The 18,366-nt window shown below is 66.1% G+C and carries 21 protein-coding genes; all 21 read left to right on the plus strand.

Annotated elements, in window-relative coordinates:
- Positions 1–189 precede the first annotated feature (189 nt).
- The 21 genes from flgB to FJU11_RS13100 all read left to right on the plus strand — a co-directional run bounded on the left by flgB (position 190) and on the right by FJU11_RS13100 (position 18,337).
- Complete coding sequence (gene flgB, locus FJU11_RS13010; protein ID WP_141167502.1) at positions 190–576, plus strand: flagellar basal body rod protein FlgB; 387 nt, start codon at positions 190–192, stop codon at positions 574–576.
- On the plus strand, positions 573–989 hold the full coding sequence (flgC, locus tag FJU11_RS13015) for a flagellar basal body rod protein FlgC (RefSeq protein ID WP_141167503.1): 417 nt from the start codon (positions 573–575) through the stop codon (positions 987–989). The genes flgB and flgC overlap by 4 nt, the downstream gene beginning before the upstream one ends.
- 5 nt (positions 990–994) lie before the next feature.
- Positions 995–1,342, plus strand: a complete 348-nt coding sequence (locus FJU11_RS13020) for a flagellar hook-basal body complex protein FliE (protein ID WP_141167504.1) — start codon at positions 995–997, stop codon at positions 1,340–1,342.
- Positions 1,343–1,353: 11 nt separating this feature from the next.
- The gene (gene flgG, locus FJU11_RS13025) at positions 1,354–2,139 is read left to right on the plus strand and encodes a flagellar basal-body rod protein FlgG (RefSeq protein ID WP_141167505.1); all 786 of its coding nucleotides are present in this window, start codon (positions 1,354–1,356) and stop codon (positions 2,137–2,139) included.
- Positions 2,140–2,146: 7 nt separating this feature from the next.
- Positions 2,147–2,647: a flagellar basal body P-ring formation chaperone FlgA gene (gene flgA / locus FJU11_RS13030; RefSeq protein WP_141167506.1), complete on the plus strand. Its 501-nt coding sequence runs from the start codon at positions 2,147–2,149 to the stop codon at positions 2,645–2,647.
- Positions 2,644–3,759, plus strand: coding sequence for a flagellar basal body P-ring protein FlgI (locus FJU11_RS13035; protein ID WP_141167507.1), 1,116 nt, complete (start codon positions 2,644–2,646; stop codon positions 3,757–3,759). The genes flgA and FJU11_RS13035 overlap by 4 nt, the downstream gene beginning before the upstream one ends.
- On the plus strand, positions 3,756–4,283 hold the full coding sequence (locus tag FJU11_RS13040; protein ID WP_141167508.1) for a MotE family protein: 528 nt from the start codon (positions 3,756–3,758) through the stop codon (positions 4,281–4,283). Before FJU11_RS13035 ends, FJU11_RS13040 begins: the two co-directional genes overlap by 4 nt.
- A gap of 38 nt (positions 4,284–4,321) precedes the next feature.
- Positions 4,322–5,008 (plus strand): flagellar basal body L-ring protein FlgH, encoded by a 687-nt coding sequence (gene flgH / locus FJU11_RS13045; RefSeq protein WP_235891027.1) that lies wholly within the window; start codon positions 4,322–4,324, stop codon positions 5,006–5,008.
- 24 nt (positions 5,009–5,032) lie between these two features.
- The gene (locus FJU11_RS13050) at positions 5,033–5,554 is read left to right on the plus strand and encodes a flagellar basal body-associated FliL family protein (RefSeq protein ID WP_141167509.1); all 522 of its coding nucleotides are present in this window, start codon (positions 5,033–5,035) and stop codon (positions 5,552–5,554) included.
- Positions 5,551–6,288: a flagellar type III secretion system pore protein FliP gene (gene fliP / locus FJU11_RS13055; RefSeq protein WP_141167510.1), complete on the plus strand. Its 738-nt coding sequence runs from the start codon at positions 5,551–5,553 to the stop codon at positions 6,286–6,288. Before FJU11_RS13050 ends, fliP begins: the two co-directional genes overlap by 4 nt.
- Positions 6,289–6,513: 225 nt before the next feature.
- Positions 6,514–7,863 (plus strand): flagellin N-terminal helical domain-containing protein, encoded by a 1,350-nt coding sequence (locus tag FJU11_RS13060; protein WP_141167511.1) that lies wholly within the window; start codon positions 6,514–6,516, stop codon positions 7,861–7,863.
- Positions 7,864–8,001: 138 nt separating this feature from the next.
- Positions 8,002–8,133, plus strand: a complete 132-nt coding sequence (locus tag FJU11_RS18750) for a hypothetical protein (protein WP_268935215.1) — start codon at positions 8,002–8,004, stop codon at positions 8,131–8,133.
- Positions 8,130–8,741: a hypothetical protein gene (locus FJU11_RS18630; RefSeq protein WP_235891023.1), complete on the plus strand. Its 612-nt coding sequence runs from the start codon at positions 8,130–8,132 to the stop codon at positions 8,739–8,741. The genes FJU11_RS18750 and FJU11_RS18630 overlap by 4 nt, the downstream gene beginning before the upstream one ends.
- Complete coding sequence (locus FJU11_RS13065) at positions 8,738–9,922, plus strand: MotB family protein (RefSeq protein WP_235891024.1); 1,185 nt, start codon at positions 8,738–8,740, stop codon at positions 9,920–9,922. The genes FJU11_RS18630 and FJU11_RS13065 overlap by 4 nt, the downstream gene beginning before the upstream one ends.
- Positions 9,919–11,115, plus strand: coding sequence for a chemotaxis protein (locus FJU11_RS13070; protein ID WP_141167513.1), 1,197 nt, complete (start codon positions 9,919–9,921; stop codon positions 11,113–11,115). The genes FJU11_RS13065 and FJU11_RS13070 overlap by 4 nt, the downstream gene beginning before the upstream one ends.
- Positions 11,112–13,052 carry a flagellar hook-length control protein FliK gene (locus FJU11_RS13075; RefSeq protein ID WP_141167514.1) on the plus strand — a complete coding sequence of 647 codons (1,941 nt, stop codon included), beginning with the start codon at positions 11,112–11,114 and terminating at the stop codon, positions 13,050–13,052. The genes FJU11_RS13070 and FJU11_RS13075 overlap by 4 nt, the downstream gene beginning before the upstream one ends.
- Positions 12,949–13,572 (plus strand): transglycosylase SLT domain-containing protein, encoded by a 624-nt coding sequence (locus FJU11_RS13080; protein WP_141167515.1) that lies wholly within the window; start codon positions 12,949–12,951, stop codon positions 13,570–13,572. Before FJU11_RS13075 ends, FJU11_RS13080 begins: the two co-directional genes overlap by 104 nt.
- A 256-nt stretch (positions 13,573–13,828) precedes the next feature.
- Positions 13,829–14,500, plus strand: a complete 672-nt coding sequence (locus FJU11_RS13085) for a response regulator transcription factor (RefSeq protein ID WP_141167516.1) — start codon at positions 13,829–13,831, stop codon at positions 14,498–14,500.
- Positions 14,501–14,655: 155 nt separating this feature from the next.
- A complete protein-coding gene (locus FJU11_RS13090) occupies positions 14,656–15,870 on the plus strand; it encodes a flagellar hook protein FlgE (RefSeq protein WP_141167517.1) in 1,215 nt (404 codons plus the stop codon).
- Positions 15,871–15,897: 27 nt separating this feature from the next.
- A complete protein-coding gene (gene flgK, locus FJU11_RS13095) occupies positions 15,898–17,307 on the plus strand; it encodes a flagellar hook-associated protein FlgK (RefSeq protein WP_141167518.1) in 1,410 nt (469 codons plus the stop codon).
- A 4-nt stretch (positions 17,308–17,311) separates the two neighbouring features.
- Positions 17,312–18,337: a flagellar hook-associated family protein gene (locus FJU11_RS13100; protein WP_141167519.1), complete on the plus strand. Its 1,026-nt coding sequence runs from the start codon at positions 17,312–17,314 to the stop codon at positions 18,335–18,337.
- The last annotated feature ends 29 nt before the right edge of the window (positions 18,338–18,366 follow it).

Raw genomic sequence — 18,366 nt, forward strand, 5'->3', positions numbered from 1 at the left:
TCATCCGGTCCCTCCCTGGACTCTGAAGTCTCACAACCTCAGCATCCCCGGTCCGGACCGGATGGACAACCTAATGAAAGCTCACATCTAGGCACTTGGCCTCCCCCGAAACCGGCAGCGGCTGGGACCTCGCAAGGCTGACGCAAGATTGTCCGGCTAGCTTCTGCCCATAGCGACGGGAGCACCGGCATGCAGCCGATCCATCTTTTCAATCTCGCAGCGAAGCAGGCGCACTGGCTTTCCGTGCGCCAGGACGTCGTGGCCGGCAACGTGGCGAACACCGATACGCCCGGCTACGAGGCGCGCGAGGTCGAGCCCTTCTCGCAGGTGCTTGAGCGCGCGAACGTCTCCGATCGCATGGCCGCGGACGATCCCCGCCACTTCGTCGACGACACGATGCGAAACGACGTCGCCGTCGCGCCGGATCAGGCGAACGTGGCGATCAAGCCTTCGGGCAACTCCGTCAGCCTTTCGCACGAACTGATGGAATCGACCGATATCCGCCGCTCCTTCGAGCTCAACACCTCCATCGTGAAATCCTTTCACCAGATGATGATGATGGCGGTGAAGTCATGAGCGATGCCCTCAACGCCGCGATGAAAGTGGCCGCATCCGGCCTCGACGCCCAATCGACGCGCCTTCGCGTCGTCTCGGAGAACATGGCGAACGCCCAGTCCACGGGTTCGACGCCGGGCTCCGACCCCTACCGGCGCAAGGTCGTCGACTTCTCCTCCGTGCTCGACCGCGCGACGGGCGTCTCGGAAGTGAAGATCGACCGGGTCGACACCGATCCGAGCGATTTCACGAGCGAGTACGATCCCGGCAACCCGGCCGCCGACGACAAGGGCATGGTCAAGATGCCGAACGTCAACATGATCTCGGAAATGGCCGACATGCGCGAGGCCAACCGCTCCTACGAGGCGAACCTGCAGACCATCAAGCAGGCACGCGACCTCATTTCCATGACCATCGGACTGTTGAGGTCGTAACCGCCATGATGCCCGGTCTTCAAAGCGTCTCGTCCCTTTCGCTCACGCGCGGCCTCGGCGGCGCGGCGCTCGACGGTGCGCAATCGAGCGAGACCGCGACGGCCGAAAGTGCCGGCGGAACGGGCGGCGCTACCGGCACGAGCTTCGCCGACACGCTGAACTCCATGGCCTCCGACACGCTCGACAGTCTTCGCAATGCCGAGACCATGTCCGTTCAGGGCATCCAGGGCAAGGCCGACACGCGCCAGGTCGTCGACGCCGTCATGTCCGCGCAGCAGTCGCTCCAGACGGCCCTGGCGATCCGCGACAAGATCGTCACCGCCTATCTCGATGTTTCCCGCATGTCGATCTGAGGAAAACCGCCATGAAAGCGCTTGCCATCGCGGCAACGGGCATGAACGCCCAGCAGACCAATCTCGACGTCATCGCCAACAACATCGCCAACATCAACACGACCGGCTTCAAACGTTCGCGCGCGGAGTTCTCGGACCTGCTCTACCAGACCGAACGCAGTGCCGGCGTCCCGAACGCCGCCGATCAGGCGATCGTGCCGGAAGGCGTCAATGTCGGCCTCGGCGTGCGCACCGTCGCCGTGCGCAACCTGCACATCCAGGGTTCGCTGACGCAGACGGGCAACGATCTCGACATGGCGCTCGTCGGGCGCGGATGGTTCCAGGTGCAGGACGCGCAGGGCAATACGCTCTATACGCGCGCCGGCGCCTTCAACACCAACGCCACCGGCCAGCTCGTGACGGCGGACGGCTACACCGTCCAGCCGCCGATCACCGTGCCGGCGAACACGACCGACGTCAGTGTCTCGCGCGACGGCAACGTCTACGCCAAGGACGGCACCGGCACGATGAACAACATCGGCCAGATTACCATCGCCAACTTCGCCAACGAGGCGGGCCTCGATCCGCAGGGCGACAACCTCTTCAAGCAGACCGAGGCTTCCGGCGCGCCGACGGTCGGCGCCCCCGACGATCCGGGATACGCCCATATCCAGCAGGGCTATCTGGAATCCTCGAACGTCGATCCGGTGAAGGAGATCACCGATCTCATCTCCGCGCAGCGCGCCTACGAGATGAACTCGAAGGTCATCAAGGCGGCCGACGAAATGTCCTCCACCATCTCGCGCAGCCTCGGCTAGGTTTTTCATGGGTGCCTCGACCACGACCGTTGCGGATATCAAGCGCTTCTCCCTTCGCGTGTCCGTCGAGCTCGCGCTCGCTGCGGGACTGACGTTCGTGCCGGCGTCCGCTTTCGCCGGCGCGCCGACGGCGGTGGTGCCGCAATCGGTCATCTACCCCGGGCAGGAGATCGCGACCCATGCGCTGAAGGAAGTGACGGTCACGAACCCGAACATTCGCGACGACTACGTGCACACGGCAGCCGAGCTTCAGGGCAAGGTCGCGACCCGCACGCTGCTTCCCGGCCGGGTCATCCCGGCCGCTTCCGTGCGCGAGCCCTACGCGGTGAAGCGCGGCAGCAAGGTGCGCATCGTGTTCGCCACCGACGGGCTGACGATCTCCGCACCCGGCATGCCCCTTGCCAACGCCACGGTCGGCGACTTCATCCGCGTGCGCAACGTCGACACCGGCGTGACCGTCTCCGGCACCGTGACGGCGGACGACACCGTCGAGGTCGCCGCGCGATGAGACGGCTCCGCGCCATCGCCGCCGGCCTTTTCGCCGCCCTCGTCGCGTTCGCTCCTGGGCACGCGACGGCCGGCTCGCGCATCAAGGACATCGCCTCGCTGCAGGCCGCGCGCGACAACCAGCTCATCGGCTACGGCCTCGTCGTCGGGCTCCAGGGCACCGGCGACAGCCTGCGCAACTCGCCCTTCACCGGCCAGTCGCTGCAGGCCATGCTCGAGAATCTCGGCGTGGCGACACGTGCCCAGGCGGTGCGCTCGAAGAACATCGCCGCCGTCATGGTCACAGCGACGCTGCCGCCGTTCGCAAGCGGCGGCTCGCGCATCGACGTCGAGGTCGCCTCGCTCGGCGACGCGACGTCGCTTCGCGGCGGCCAGCTGGTCATGACGTCGCTAAGCGCCGCCGACGGCGAAATCTACGCCGTGGCGCAAGGGTCGCTCGTCGTCTCCGGTTTCAACGCGCAGGGCCAGGGCGCGACGCTCAACCAGGGCACGACGACCGCCGGCCGCGTGCCCGAAGGCGCGATCGTCGAGCGCGAACTTCCGAAGGATCTGGAGTCCGACGGCCAGCTCGTCCTGCAGCTCCACAATCCCGATTTCACCACCGCCGTGCGCGTCGCAGACCGCATCAACGCTTTCGCCCGCCAGCGCTACGGTACGCCGCTCGCCCGGGCGAAGAACTCGACGGTCGTCACCGTTCGCCCCCCGCACGGCAGCCATCTGACGCGGCTGATGGCCAATATCGAGGACCTGACCGTCGACACCGAGACGCCGGCCAAGGTCGTCGTCAACGAGCGTACGGGCACGATCGTCATCGGCGCCAACGTGCAGATCTCGAAAGTCGCCGTGAGCTACGGCACGCTGACGGTGCAGGTTCAGGAAAACCCGCAGGTCTCGCAGCCGGCGCCCTTTTCCGACGGCGCGACCGTCGTTACGCCGCAGACCGACATCGCCGCGCAGACCGAAGGCGGCAGGGTGGCGATCATGCAGGGGCCCGATCTTCGCACCCTCGTCGCCGGTCTCAACCGCATCGGCGTCAAGCCCGACGGCATCATCGCCATCCTGCAGGCGATCAAGTCGGCCGGCGCCCTCCATGCCAAGCTGGTGGTCCAATGAGCCTGATACAGCGCATCACCCTCGTCAGCGCCATTGCCGGCGTCGGTTTCGCGACGCTCGGCTTCGCCGCGCCTGCGAATGCCGCCGACGATGCCGCGAAGGCACCATCGGCCACGACCGCGACCGAGGTCGAGCGCTACTGCTCCAACATCGCCGAGCCGGCGCGCGAGGAGCGCTATCGCCGCCAGAAGAAGGCGCTCGACGACCTGCGCGCGGCCATCGACACGCGCATGACGGCGCTCGAAAAGCGCAAGGGCGAGTACGAGGACTGGCTGAAGCGCCGCGACGACTTCGTGAAGTCCGCCCGCCAGCGGCTCGTCGATATCTATACCAACATGGATGCCGACGCGGCGGCCGACCAGCTTTCCCTCATCGATCCGAGCGTCGCAGCCGCCATCCTGATGAAGCTGAAATCCGACCGGGCCGGCGCCATCCTCAACGAGATGAAGGCGGAAAAGGCAGCACGCCTCGCCGCGATCATCGCCAGCGCCGGCGATCCGAAGACTTCGGGAAGCGCCTCGTGACCGCTCGTCTCTCCATGATCCGTGCCCCCTGGTGCCGCATGGCCTTCGCCTGCCTCGCCCTGCCGCTTGCCGGCTGCGCGAGCGACATCGGCCGCGCGCCGGCCATGAGCCCGATCGGCAGCGGGCTGGAATTCGGGCAGACGCCGCAAATGGCCGCCTATCCCGAGCGCACGGCCAAGAGCCCGCGCACCTTTTCCCTGTGGCAGGATCGCCAGAGCGCGCTCTTCAAGGATGCCCGCGCCATGGATGTCGGCGACATCCTGACCGTCAACATCGCCATCAACGACTTCGCCTCCTTCGACAACGAGACCGAACGCAGCCGCAAGAACGACAGCGGCTTCAATTTCGGCGGCAGCTACGACGTCTCCGGCGCGGCCGACAGCGCCAAGGGCAACCTGACCTACGGCTCCAACACCTCGACCGACGGCGACGGCTCGATCAAGCGATCCGAACAGCTGAACCTGCAGGTGGCGGCCGTCGTCACCGGCAAGCTCGGCAACGGCAACCTGATCATCTCCGGCTCGCAGGAGGTGCGCGTCAACCACGAGCTCAGGATCCTCAACATCGCCGGTATCGTGCGCCCGCGCGACGTCTCCGCCTACAACACGATCTCCTACGAGAAGATCGCCGAAGCGCGTATTTCCTACGGCGGGCGCGGCAGGCTGAGCGAGATCCAGAACCCGCCCGTCGGCCAGCAGGTCGTCGACAGATATGCGCCGTTCTGATCGCGCGCCGGGAGATCGATGACCATGGCAGGCAAGAAGGCCGAAAAATCCGAAGGCAAGGGCGGCAAGGGTTCGCTCGTCGTGACGCTCGCCGCCGTCGGCGGGCTGTCGCTGCTTGCCGTCGCCGGCGGCTTCGTGCTCGGCGGCATGCTCGCGCCGGAGGACGCGACCGCGAAGACCGCACCGGCAGCCGCCCATGGCGAGAAGGCGGAAGGCCACGGCAAGGAGGAAGCCGAGGGCGACCAGGCCTTGAGCGAAGCGAACGCGCACCTCGTCGCGCTTGATCCGATGACCACCAATCTCGCCTATCCCGCCGACACCTGGGTGCGGCTTGCCGTATCGCTCGTCTTCAAGGGCGAGCCGGACACCGCCGAAGCCGAGGCGATCCACAACGACCTGATGGCCTACATGCGCACCGTGTCGCTGCAGCAGATCTCCGGTCCGCGCGGTTTCGAGAACCTGCGCAACGCGCTCGGCGAGCGGGCGAAGCTGCGCTCGAAGGGCAAGGTGGACGACGTCCTCGTCCGGACCTTCGTCATCCAATGAAGCGCTTCCTCCTCGTCCTTGCTGCCCTCTTCGCCACGACGGCCGTCGCCGGTGCGCAGACCTTTCCCTCGAACCTCTTCGACGGGCCGATCGACGGTTCGGCGGCGAGCTTCATCATCCGCACCTTCGGCGTCATCACCGTGCTCTCGCTGGCGCCGGGCATCCTCGTCATGGTCACGAGTTTCCCGCGCTTCATCATCGCGTTCTCGATCCTGCGGTCGGGCATGGGCCTGCAGACGACGCCGGCGAACCTCATCCTCATCTCGCTGGCGCTCTTCATGACCTTCTACGTCATGACGCCGACCTTCGACAAAGCGTGGAACGACGGCGTCCAGCCGCTTCTCAACAACCAGATCACCGAGGAACAGGCTGCGACCCGCATCGCCGATCCGTTCCGCACCTTCATGGCCGCGAACGTGCGAGACGAGGATCTGTCGCTCTTCGTCGATCTCGCCCGCGAGCGGGGCCAGTCCGTCGGCACGCCGCAGAACATCGACCTTCGCGTGCTCATCCCCGCCTTCATGATCTCCGAACTCAGACGCGGCTTCGAGATCGGCTTCCTCGTCGTCCTTCCCTTCCTCGTCATCGACCTCGTCGTTGCCACGCTGACGATGTCGATGGGCATGATGATGCTGCCGCCGACGACGATCGCGCTTCCCTTCAAGATCCTCTTCTTCGTGATGATCGACGGCTGGAACCTGCTCGTCGGCTCGATGGTGCGCTCGTTCAGCTGAACGCGGGGCCGGCTTAACCCCGCGGTAACCATGTCGCATTCCGGCGTTCCCCGCCCTTAAGGAAATTGAAACGCCCGCGGTGCGAATGTGCCCGCAACATTGGGGGATCGGACCGCTGGGGATGAACACGGTTCGAACGGCATGATGCCTTCTTTTCCCATCGCCGGTAAGTTTTCAGAGTCCGGCATGTCCCTTTGAACCCGGTCACCGACAAGGGGTCGCCTCATGGGTACGAGCATTCTCACCAACACGCAGTCCATGGCCGCGCTGCAGACGCTGCGCTCGATCAACGAAAGCCTGGACACCACGCAGAGCCGCATCTCCACCGGCAAGAAGGTCAACTCGGCCTCCGACAACGCCGCCTACTGGTCCATCGCCACCACGATGAAGTCCGACAACCAGTCGCTGTCGGCCGTCTCCGACGCACTCGGCCTCGGCGCCTCGACCGTCGATGTCGGCTACACGGCACTGAACTCGACGATCGACTCGCTGAACGACATCAAGTCGCGCCTCGTGACCGCCAAGCAGCCGGGTGTCGATAAGTCCAAGATCCAGTCCGAACTGGATAGCCTTACGAGCACCATCAAGAGCACGTCCGAGTCCGCGAGCTTCTCTGGCTCGAACCTGCTGTCGATCGACTCCACGGACGGCGATACAAAGCAGAGTATCGTCTCCTCGCTTTCGCGCACGAACGGAGAGATTTCGCTCGATACGATCGATATCGACACGAAGGACACCGCGCTTTTCGATGCGAACGAAAACGCATCTGGCTTGCTGCAGAAGGGCAAGGACGTCGCGAATGTGTCGAATCTGGGGATCGCAATAAAGACAGGCAACGGTTCGGATGCAGATAGGGATGCTGATCCGGCCGTTGATGCGATGGGCGCCAGTATCTCTTTCGACGCGTCCGGTATCGCAGGAAACGGAAATAGCGTAACCCTTTCCGGGAAGGACACCATCGAGTTCGATCTTTCCGTGAACGGCAGCACGAAGACGGTTAAGATCGATGCAGCCACGGTCAACGCAGCCCTCGGCAACGATGCCAACGGCACGATTGATTCGAAGGACGACATCAAAAGCGTTCTCGCCCAGGCGATCGGCGACGCCGGCTTCACCGTTGGTGATGGAAGTAGCAACGATGTTAAACTCGAGATCAGTTCTGACAATGTAAACATCACGACGAACGCGACAGGTGCTAAGACATCGATCAAATCCACTGCTGCGACTTCGAGCAGCAACGGCCAGTTCCTGACCGCGGGCTTGGACGACATCAATGTCACCAATGCCAGCGGCGACGACATCGACAACTACATCCACGACGTTGACACCATGATCCAAAGCGTCACCTCGGCCGCATCGAGCCTCGGCTCCACCAAGACGCAGATCGACAATCAGGGCGATTTCGTCTCCAACCTGATGGACTCGATCGACACCGGTGTCGGCCGTCTCGTCGACGCCAACATGAACCAGGAGTCGACCAAGCTGAAGGCGCTGCAGACGCAGCAGCAGCTTGGCATCCAGGCGCTTTCGATCGCCAACTCCTCCTCGCAGCAGATCCTTTCGCTCTTCCGCTAAGGGTCTCGCTCCCGACCGGACGGACGGTTTCGGCCGCCCCGTCCGGATCGCTCCTTGAAGCCGCGTCCTTCCTGATCGGAGGGCGCGGCTTTCCGCATTCCGCTCCCCGTCACCCTCGCGCAAGGCTGGCTGTCTAGCTTGCCGGCCATGATCGGCCCGATCCTCGTTCCGCAAGGACCCGCGCGCAATCCGATGACGCTCGACCCCGACCTTACCCGCCGCACGACGACGCCGGCCGTTTCGACGGGCGGCGCAGGGGCGGTCGCATGAGCGCCGCGCTCGCCCGTCATCTTCAGGACTTTTCGGCACCGGTGCGGCCAGTGGCGCGCGCCAGTGCCGCGGGCGACCCGGCACCGACGCCAGCGCCCGTCGACATCGAAGCGGAGCGGACAGCGGCCTACGAGGAGGGCTACCGCGCGGCCGAAGCGGCACTCGCCGGGGAACATGAAGCGGCGCTCGCGACCCTGAGGAACGAACATTCCGAGGCGCTGGCAGCCGCGCATGCGGACCATGCCGAGGCGGCCGGCGCCGCCCTTGCGGCCGGCCTCGAACGCATGCGAGGCGAAGTTTCACGCGCGATCGGCGCCGAGGCAGCCCGCATCGTGGCGCCCTTCGTCGACGAGGCGATCGCCGGCCGGCTTGCCGAGACTTTCGCGGAGACGATCCGCGAGGCGCTTGCCGGCGACGGGGCGCCAACGGTCTCGATCAGCGGGCCGGCATGGTTCTTCGCACGCGTCGCCGCGCTTCCCGCGCTTGCCGAAATCGCGCTCGCCCACGTGGAAAGCGAAACGCACGACCTTCATGCGGAGATCGACGGCAGCGTGCTCGCGACGCGGCTCGAGCCGCTACGCGCCGCGCTTGCGGAGGTGACGCCGTGAGCGACGACGAGCATCAGGAAATCATCATCGTCAAGCGCGTCGCGCCCGAAGAGGACGGCCACCACGGCGGCGTCTGGAAGATCGCCTATGCCGACTTCATGACGGCGATGATGGCCTTCTTCCTGATCATGTGGCTCGTCAACGCCGCGAACGACCAGACGAAACAGGCCGTCGCCAGCTATTTCAACCCGATCAAGCTGACCGACCGGCGCCCCGTCGCGCGCAGCATCCACGACGAGACGTCGGCCTCTGAGGCCGGTTCGGCAACCAAAGCCGGCCGGGACGAAAAGGCGGGCGCGGGCAAGCAGGAACACGCCTCCGACGCTGCGAAGACCGGCGACGGCGAGAAGGAGTTCTTCGACGACCCCTACGCCGTGCTCGCCGAAATTGCCGACCAGACCGGCGACAAGGCCAACATCTCGCAAGCCGGCGAAGGCGGAGCGAGCGATTCCGGCGCGGCCACCGGCGCTTCCGGCGGGACGGCCTATCGCGACCCGTTCGATCCGGCGTACTGGGTGCAGCAGGTCGCATCGAAGCCCGAAAAGCCGGCGGCGGAAACCGACGTCGCGCCCGATCGGCCCGAGAAGAAGACGGGGGAGACGTCGAAGGCCAGGCCGGCCGACGAGGACGGAAAGGCTGGTGAAACCGGACCCGTCGCCACCGACACGAAATCGCCTGCGAGCGGAAAGGGCGCCGCCAAGGAAAGTGCCGCGATCGAGGCGAAAGCCCTGCAGGAACAGATCGAGGCCGCGACCGGCGGCCTCGCCGGCACGCTTGCCGAAGGCATCAGCGTGAAGCCGTCCGAGGGCGGTCTCCTCGTCAGCATCACCGATCACGTCGAAGACGGCATGTTCAACGTTGGTTCGGCGGTGCCGCGCCACGACATGGTGGTGGCGATGCAGAAGATCGGCAGCGTGCTCGCAAAGCGCAAGGGCGCCGTCGTCATCCGCGGCTTCACCGACGCGCGGCCCTACCACGGTACGGATCGCGACAATTGGCGCCTTTCCACCAAGCGCGCCGAAAGCGCCTATTACATGCTGGTGCGTGGCGGGCTGGAGAAGAAGCGCGTCGAGCAGATCTCGGGCTTTGCCGACAGGCGGCCGCTCCTGCCGGACCAGCCGCTCGCCGCCGCCAACCGGCGCATCGAGATCCTGATTGCCACCGGCGGGGACAAGTCGTGACGCGCGTGCGCCGCGCGCTCGCCGTCGTCGCGGCCCTCGTCGCCCTTGCCGGTGCCGCGCATGCCGAAGCGACGGTCTCGCCGGGCGACACGGATGGGTTGCCGCTCTTCAAGGTCGTCGATACGCTCGAATACGTGCAGGATCGCATCGTCCATGGCGACCAGGGGGCGCAGGCGATGCAATCCTACCTCCTGAAGCGCATCGACAAGCGCCTGCAATCGGCCGACGAGACGCTCTTCACCGATCCGCGCAACGTCGACGCAGTCCTCGTCTACGCGATGAGCGGCGGCAACCCCAAGACCCTGGCCGAGCTCGCGGGCCACGACACGCAGGGCTATTTCGACCATCAGCTCGTGCGCGGGCTGAACGCCTATTTCACCGGCCGTCCGGTGGCGGCACGGCAGATCCTCGCGCCGATCGAACCGGATCTGCGCAACAGCGCCATCGGCCCCTATCTCACGCTCGTGGTCGCCAATGCGAGCGCGCCGCAGGAGCCGAAGACGGCACTGGAACTCTACGACTGGGTGCGGCTCCTGGCGCCGGGCTCGATCCTCGAGGAATCAGCTCTGCGCCGTTCCCTCGCGCTCGCCGACCGGCTCGGCGATGTCGATCGCGGGCTCGCCTTCGCCCACGACTACGCGACGCGCTTCCTGCATTCACCCTATGCCGGCCAGTTCGCTGACCTCTTCGTGCAGCTCGTCATCGACCACACCGACGCGATCGACGAACAGGACGTCTCCTCCGTGCTCGCGCCGATGGATTTGCGCCGGCAGAGCGGGCTCTATCTGCGGGTCGCCCGGGCGGCGGCCATCGCCGGCCGGTTCGAACTCGCAGCGGCGTCGGCCCGGCGCGCCGAAGCGCTCTCGAAGAACGATGGTGCCATGGCGAGCATGGCGACCTTCTACGGCGGCATCGCGGGTCTCGCGAACGGTTCGGTCTCGCGCGCACTCACCGCGGTCGCGACGCCCGACGACAAGACCCTTTCCGAACGCGACCAGGCGCTTCGCGCCGCGGCCGAAGCGATCGGCAGGGCGATCACCCGGCAACCGCAGCCGCTTGCCGACGACGGCGCGCAGGCTGCCGCGCCGCCGGCGAAGCCTTCGAAGGGCTCGTCGGCGCAGAGCGCTTTCGTCACGGCCGGCCAAGAAAAGATCGCCGCTATCGATGCCCTCCTGCAGGAGAAGACGCCGTGAGCCCATCGATCGCCCCGAACCGCCTGCCCGTCGCACTGTCGGCAAAGGGCACCGCCGCGAACGCGAACCAGCGTGGCCGGGGGGAAGACGGCTCCGCGTTCTCCGAGGTCGTCGACCGGAAGGCCGCTCCGACGGATGGCGAAACGGCACCCGTTCGCGCCGGGGCCAACGCCGATCCGGACAAGACGAGCGACCGGAACGCGGTGAAGACCGAAGGAGAGCGTGCCGAAACGCAAACGGGTTCCGATGAGCACAGCCGAGACGGCATTGCGAAGAAGGACGGCGATCGAGACCGAACAGGAGTCGACGCCCGAAAACGCGATGCCGAGAGCGATGCACCGAAGAAGTCTTCGGCGCGGCAGGGCGACAATGCGGCCCGTTCCGCCGGGAACCGCACAGGGCAAGGCGTAAAGGCCGAAGGCGGGAGCGAGCCCGATCAGGCTTCGGCGTCGACGGACGAGAGTGCGGCGCACCCGGTCGAGGACGAAGCAGGAGAGAAAGCGGTGCTTCCGCACGCTTCAAGCGAGGCCGCTTCCGTGCCTTCGAAGGACGGGAAGGGTCGTACGCGCGTGGACGAGATGACGGACGGGGTCGAACACCAGACTGATCCAGAAACGAAAGACACGCCTGTTGCCGACATCGCCGCGAAGGACGAAGGCAAGAGCGCGGACACCGCTTCGCGTCACGATCCCAAGAAGCGAAAGCGCAAGGACGACGACGCGGTTGCCCCCGCCGTCGTGCCCGTACCGAAAGAAGCCGCAGCAAAGGCCCGTGCCCCTTCGGACAGGACCGACGCCACGGATCGCAGCGGCGGCGCGAACGCGAGAGCGAACGCACCCGTGTCGGCCGACCGGCAGGGCAGCGCGGCAACCGGCAAGCCCGCGGGCGAGGCTTCCGCGCACCCGACCCGCGACAAGGGCACAGGCGACACCGCAAAGGCCGCGTTAAACGCCGGTTCCGGCGGCGGCGGAAACCATGCGGTGCGCGTCGTCGCCGCGCGCAGCGTCGGCTCCGCCCTTGCCGACCTTCGCACCATGCTTTCGCATGCGCTTACTTCGCGCGGCGACACAGACGCCCGGCCGGCCGAGCCGGTGAAGGCGACCGTCAGGAAGCAGGCTGCGTCGTCGGCGGAAACGCCGGCGGCACGCAATGCCTCCGACAAGGGCGGCGACAAGCAGGTCGTCGACCATGCCATCCGCCTCGACGACGACGCGGAAACCAAACCGTCGAAGAGCACGGCGGCGAAGGAAACGACCATGCCGGCGCCCGTCGCTTCCGCCGGCATGGCGGCAGCGCGCGGCGGCAATCCCGCTAGCCAGGTGGGTAACGCACTGGTCGAGCGGGCGGACTGGTCGCAGGCGCTCGCCAGAGGCACCGCGGGGACCGGCGCGACGGGGGGCGCCAATGCCGGCGCGAAGGTCAGCAGCCTGACGCTGCAGCTCAATCCCGGCTCGCTCGGCGCCGTCACGGCTCACCTCCAGGCAAACGGCGACCAGCTCGTCATCCATCTGCAGGTGCAAACCGCCGAGGCGCTTCGTCAGCTTTCCAGCGGCAACGACGCCATCATCGACAAGCTCAAGGGGCACGGTTATGCCGTCGAGAAGATCACCGTGCAGCACGTGGCAAGCGATCCGTCCGCAGCGGCGGCTACGACCGGCGGGCAACCCGGCACGAACCAGAACGCCGGCGCGGGACAGCAACCGGGTTCCGGCCAGAACGGTGGACAGAACGGCGGGCAGCACACCGGACAGAATGCCGGTCACGGCCAGAACGGCGCCCATGGCGGCCATGGCGGCCAGCAGCACGCCGGCGGCGGTTCCGGCCGGCGGGGCAATGCCGGCAACGGGTTCGAGCGGGTCGTCGCTCCCGGCGAGCCGGCAGTTTCGCGCGAAGACGAGCCTTCTCGCCGCAACCCTTCTGGCGGCGTCTATCTCTAGCGCCGCGGCGGCCACCATCGCCGCTGCACCGGCCGGGGCGTGCGAACGCCAGATCCTGGCGGCGGCGCAGCGCTATTCGGTGCCGGCCGGCATCCTTTATTCCGTCGGCCTCGCCGAAACCGGGCACAAGGGTTCGCTCCACCCCTTCGCGCTCAACATCGCCGGCAAGGCCGTCTTCGCCGGTTCGCGCAGCGCCGCGTTGGCCGAGTTCGAAGCCGCGCGCCGTGCCGGCACGAAGCTCATCGACCTCGGCTGCATGCAGATCAACTATCATTACCACCATGAGGCGTTTCCCTCGGTTGCGGCCATGCTCGATCCCGCCCGCAACGTCGACTACGCCGCCCGCTTCCTTGCGAGGCTTCACCGCCAGCACGTGAGCTGGACGATGGCGGTCGCGCGCTATCACGCGGGGCCGAACAACAACCCCGCGCAAAAACAGTATGTCTGCCGCGTGATTCGCAATCTCGTGGCGACCGGCTACGGGCGCTGGACGCCTGCGGCCCGTCGCTTCTGCTCGTAGCAGTGTAACTTCCAACCCATTGACGATAAACGACGATCGCCCGCTGCACGGGAACGTGTAAACGCGGCTTAACGCGCCGTTAACCATTCTCCAAAAAAATGAGGGTCGAAACGGGGTTGGGGACACCGCTTCGATCGAACGCGATCGCAGCGGAACGGGTGCCGGGAATTCGCGACGCGCTCTACAGGCGTGTCGCGGATCCGGCCCTGCCTTCACCCGTCATCGAGGCAACACGACGGTTCGGAGGCTGACCGGCATGATCGTAGTAGTGGACGAGCGCGAACTCGTAACGAAGGGCTATTCCTGCCTGTTCGCCCGTGAAGGCATCTCCGCCACCGGCTTCGAACCGGGCGATTTCGGCGAGTGGGTCGAGACCGCAGCCGACGGCGACATCGATGCGGTCGAGGCCTTCCTTCTCGGCGAAGGGCAACGCACGAGCGACCTGCCGGGCGTCATCCGCGGCCGGTCGGATGCGCCGGTCATCGCCGTCAGCGACACGCCGGCGCTCGAAACGACGCTCGCCCTCTTCGATGCCGGCGTCGACGACGTCGTGCGCAAGCCCGTCCACCCGCGCGAGATCCTCGCACGCGCGGCGGCGATCCGCCGGCGACTGACGGCACTCGCCAACCACACCGACGCCGGGGCGATCCGCGTGTTTTCCGACGGTCGCGACCCGGAGGTCGCCGGCGAGACCTTTGCGCTGCCGCGCCGCGAGCGCCGCATTCTGGAATATCTCGTTTCCAACCAGGGCCGCCGCGTGACGAAGACGCAGATCTTCAACGCGATCTACGGCATCTTCGACGAGGACGTCGAAGAGAACGTCGTCGAGAGCCACATCTCCAAGCTGCGCAAGAAGCTGCGCAAGCGCGTCGGCTACGATCCGATCGATTCCAAGCGCTTCCTTGGCTACACGCTCGATATCGGCTGAAACCGCAGGAAACGAACGCTTCGAAAGGGCCCGCCCGGATGGTGCGGGCCCTTTCGCGTTCTTGCCGGTCTTCAGGGCGACGTTCGGGCCGGTAGCCAGCCTCGCACAAGCTCGACCGCGCATGCTCGCGATCCCAGGCAACATGAGGTCGCGTTATGGGTCTTTACGGAATGATGCGCACGGGCGTGTCGGGCATGAACGCCCAGTCGAACCGGCTCGGCACGGTGTCGGACAACATCGCCAATGCCGATACCACCGGGTACAAGCGCTCCAGCGCCGAATTCAGTTCGATGATACTGCCCGGCACCGAAAGCTCCTACAATTCCGGCGGCGTGAAGACCTCGATCCGCCACGACATTTCCGAGCAGGGCTCCTACACCTACACCTCCTCCAACACCGATCTGGCGATCGACGGCGAGGGCTTCTTCATGGTGGAGAGCCCGAACGGCGAGCAGATGCTGACGCGGGCGGGCTCGTTCTCGCCGGACGCCGACGGCTACCTCGTCAATTCAGCCGGCTACAAGCTTCTGGGCGCGGCATCGGACGCGGACACCACGAACCTTTCGGCGACCAGCCTGACGCCGCTGATAATGAAGTATAACGCCGCCGTGCCGTTCCCCTCCTCGGCCGGCACGCTTTCGCTGAACCTGCCCGCGGGCGCTGCCGACGGCTCCTCCTACCGGACATCGCTCACCGCCTATGACAGCCAGGGCGGAAGCCAGACGCTCGACTTCACCTTCGAGAAGACCGAGGCCGATACCACAGGAACGCAGGCTGCCATTCCGAACCAGTGGAACGTCACCGTCACCAATCGCAGCACCGGCAACGTGCTCGGCACGCGGATGCTCGACTTCGACGACAACGGCGCCCTGGTCGGCGGTGGAGACCTTGCGACCAGCGCCGACGATCTCGGCGGCAGTACGCTTCAGGCTCTTTCGATGAGCTTTGCCGGCACCTCGCAGCTCAAGAGCGACTTTTCGGTCTCGAGCGGCTCGATCGACGGTTCCGGGACGACCGCGGTCTCGAACTACACGATCTCGTCGGACGGCAAGGTTCAGGCGATGCTGGCGAACTCGAAGACCATCGACCTCGGCACGGTCGCGCTCGCCAAGGTGGCGAGCCCGGACAATCTGTCGCCGACCACCGGCGATGCGTTCGCACTCACCAACGAAAGCGGCGATCTGCAGATCCGCACGCCTGAAACGGGCGGCTACGGATCGCTGATCTCCGGTGCGCTCGAAAACTCGAACGTCGACCTCGCGAGCGAGCTCACCAACATGATCTCCTCGCAGCGCAGCTACACGGCCAATTCCAAGGTCTTCCAGACCGGTTCGGACCTGCTGAACGTCCTCGTCAATCTCCAGCGCTGATTTCGCCGAAGGGTCGAGCTTCTCGCCGTGTCGCTTTCTTCCGCCATCAACACCGCGCAGTCGCTGCTATCCAACACGGCGCGGCAGACGTCCGTCGTTTCCGGCAACATTTCCAATGCCGGCAACGAGAACTACGTCCGTCGCAGCGCGGACCTGACGACGACGGCGGGCGGCGGTTCGCGGATCGCATCCGTCAGCCGCTCGCAGGATAGCGCCCTGCTGCGCGAGATGCTTTCCAGCACGTCGGGCTCGAGCGGCCAGGACGCCCTCCTCGACGGGCTGGAAAGCCTCTCGCGCACGCTCGGCGGCAACGACTACGAGAATGCACCCGCGACCCTGATCGCCAACCTGCGCGACGCCCTCCAGACCTATGCAGCCGACCCGAGCGACGTCGCCGCCGCCGGTTCGGCCGTCGCCTCCGCCAAGGACGTGGCGAACGGCATCAACGATGCGGCAAAGGCCGTGCAGACGACCCGGACCGAGACCGATGCGAAGATCGCCTCGGGCGTTTCGGACCTGAACGACCTCCTCTCGCGCTTCCAGACCGTGAACGACCGCATCGTCAGCGGCACCCACGCCGGACGCGACGTCAACGATGCGCTCGACGAGCGCGATACGCTTCTCAAGAACATCTCGCAGTATGTCGGCGTCGACCAAGTGAAGCGTTCGGGCAACGACGTGGCGCTCTACACCAAGGACGGTACGACGCTCTTCGAAACGACCGCGCGCAGCGTCACCTTCGAGCCGAAGAGCGCCTATGACGGCGCAACGACGGGCAACGCCGTGCTCATCGACGGCGAGCCGCTCGCCGCGGGCACCGGCGCCAACACCACGGCGCGCGGTTCGCTCCAGGGCCTTCTCCAGCTTCGCGACGACGTCGCGCCGCAGTTCGGCCGCCAGCTCGATTCGATTGCGAACGGCCTCGTTTCTGCATTCAGCGAGAGCGACGGCAACGGAGGCAACGTTGCGGGCCTCTTCACCGTCTCCGGCGGGTCGAGCGACGCCGCGGCGACGCTTTCGGTCGCCTCGTGGGTCGAGGCGGACCCTTCGAAGCTGCGCGACGGCACGATCTCCTCGACGTCGTCGGCCACCACGGGACCGGGCGACGCGCGCTGGCTGAATTCGCTTGTCGACGCACTGGACACGCCGCAGGCGATCACCGATCCGGCCGGCCTCGATTCCAATTCGAGCGTCCTTTCCTACGCTTCCGATTCCGTCGGCTGGCTGGAACAGATGCGCAGCGACGCCTCCAGCGCATCCGACACCAAGAGCGCGATGACCTCGCGAAGCAGCGACGCGCTATCCAACAAGACCGGCGTCAATCTCGACGAGGAGATGTCCCGGCTGCTCGATCTCGAACAGTCCTATAAGGCGTCCGCCAAGATGATCTCGACGGTGGGCACCATGCTCGATTCACTGATGGCGGCGGTGCGCTAGGCCGATGAAGACGACGACGGTCTCCACCCTGGCGCTCAGAAGCGCCCTTCGCCAGAACCTTGTCTCCGGTCAGTCCTCGCTCGCCGACGCGCAGAAGGAAGCGGCGACCGGGCGCTATGCCGATATCGGCCAGTCGCTCGGCGGCCGGACCTCGCAGTCTGTCAGCCTTGCGAACGGCGTCAGCCGCCTGAACGCGATCATCGATTCCAACAGCATCGTGCAGACGCGGCTGTCGACGGCGCAGAGCGCGCTCGAATCCGTTTCCGACAACACCCAGACCGCCCTCGACGGCCTTCTGACCGTTACCGGCGGGTCCGACGACACGCAGCTTTCGAGCGTCGTCGATCAGGTGCGAAACGCATTCCAGAGTTCCCTCGGCGCGATGAACGCCTCGGTCGCCGGAAACTTTGTCTTTTCGGGAACGCAGAGCGACCAGCCGGCACTCAACGACCGCCTCGGCGATGCGAGCGATGAGATCCGCTCCGCCTACGACGCCGCCTTCCCGCCGGACGGGCCCGAGCCGAGTGCGGACGACGTCGAGGACTTCATCGACAAGACCGTCGCGCCGATGTTCGACGAGACGAACTGGCAGACCTGGTCGAACGCGAGCGACGATCCCGTGCAGACGCGCATCGGGACGAACGAGGTGATCGACACCTCGACGACGGCCAATTCCGAAGGCGTGCGCAAGCTTGCCATGGCCTCGGCACTTTCGACCGCGCTGCTCGGCGACGACGTTCCGGCTTCGACGCGAAGCACCGTCGTTACGAGCGCCAGCGCGACGATGCGCGAGGCCCTTTCCGGCATCGATTCGGATCGCAGCACCCTTGGCGTCGTGCAGTCTCGCGTCACCAAGGCGACGAGCGCGATGAAGGACCAGATCGATACCGTCAACACCCAGATCGACAACCTCGAGGGGGTCGATCCCTACGACGCCGCCACCCGCGTGAACACGCTGATGAACCAGGTCGAGACGTCCTACGCGATTACGGCCCGGATTTCGCAGCTCAGCCTCATGAACTACCTCTAAGAGACGGCCGCCGGCCAAGAAGGGCGCAT

It is taken from the genome of Pararhizobium mangrovi, from assembly GCF_006516965.1.
GTDB lineage: Bacteria > Pseudomonadota > Alphaproteobacteria > Rhizobiales > Rhizobiaceae > Pararhizobium_B > Pararhizobium_B mangrovi.

What these genes read in the sequence shown, in the direction of transcription:
- FJU11_RS13085 (WP_141167516.1), top strand. Translation starts at nt 13,829, where the DNA reads ATGATCGTAGTAGTGGACGAGCGCGAACTCGTAACGAAGGGCTATTCC.
- flgB (WP_141167502.1), top strand. Translation starts at nt 190, where the DNA reads ATGCAGCCGATCCATCTTTTCAATCTCGCAGCGAAGCAGGCGCACTGG.
- FJU11_RS13020 (WP_141167504.1), top strand. Translation starts at nt 995, where the DNA reads ATGATGCCCGGTCTTCAAAGCGTCTCGTCCCTTTCGCTCACGCGCGGC.
- fliP (WP_141167510.1), top strand. Translation starts at nt 5,551, where the DNA reads ATGAAGCGCTTCCTCCTCGTCCTTGCTGCCCTCTTCGCCACGACGGCC.
- FJU11_RS13060 (WP_141167511.1), top strand. Translation starts at nt 6,514, where the DNA reads ATGGGTACGAGCATTCTCACCAACACGCAGTCCATGGCCGCGCTGCAG.
- FJU11_RS13080 (WP_141167515.1), top strand. Translation starts at nt 12,949, where the DNA reads ATGCCGGCAACGGGTTCGAGCGGGTCGTCGCTCCCGGCGAGCCGGCAG.
- flgC (WP_141167503.1), top strand. Translation starts at nt 573, where the DNA reads ATGAGCGATGCCCTCAACGCCGCGATGAAAGTGGCCGCATCCGGCCTC.
- FJU11_RS13040 (WP_141167508.1), top strand. Translation starts at nt 3,756, where the DNA reads ATGAGCCTGATACAGCGCATCACCCTCGTCAGCGCCATTGCCGGCGTC.
- FJU11_RS13050 (WP_141167509.1), top strand. Translation starts at nt 5,033, where the DNA reads ATGGCAGGCAAGAAGGCCGAAAAATCCGAAGGCAAGGGCGGCAAGGGT.
- FJU11_RS13090 (WP_141167517.1), top strand. Translation starts at nt 14,656, where the DNA reads ATGGGTCTTTACGGAATGATGCGCACGGGCGTGTCGGGCATGAACGCC.
- flgH (WP_235891027.1), top strand. Translation starts at nt 4,322, where the DNA reads ATGGCCTTCGCCTGCCTCGCCCTGCCGCTTGCCGGCTGCGCGAGCGAC.
- FJU11_RS18630 (WP_235891023.1), top strand. Translation starts at nt 8,130, where the DNA reads ATGAGCGCCGCGCTCGCCCGTCATCTTCAGGACTTTTCGGCACCGGTG.
- FJU11_RS13035 (WP_141167507.1), top strand. Translation starts at nt 2,644, where the DNA reads ATGAGACGGCTCCGCGCCATCGCCGCCGGCCTTTTCGCCGCCCTCGTC.
- flgA (WP_141167506.1), top strand. Translation starts at nt 2,147, where the DNA reads ATGGGTGCCTCGACCACGACCGTTGCGGATATCAAGCGCTTCTCCCTT.
- flgG (WP_141167505.1), top strand. Translation starts at nt 1,354, where the DNA reads ATGAAAGCGCTTGCCATCGCGGCAACGGGCATGAACGCCCAGCAGACC.
- FJU11_RS13100 (WP_141167519.1), top strand. Translation starts at nt 17,312, where the DNA reads ATGAAGACGACGACGGTCTCCACCCTGGCGCTCAGAAGCGCCCTTCGC.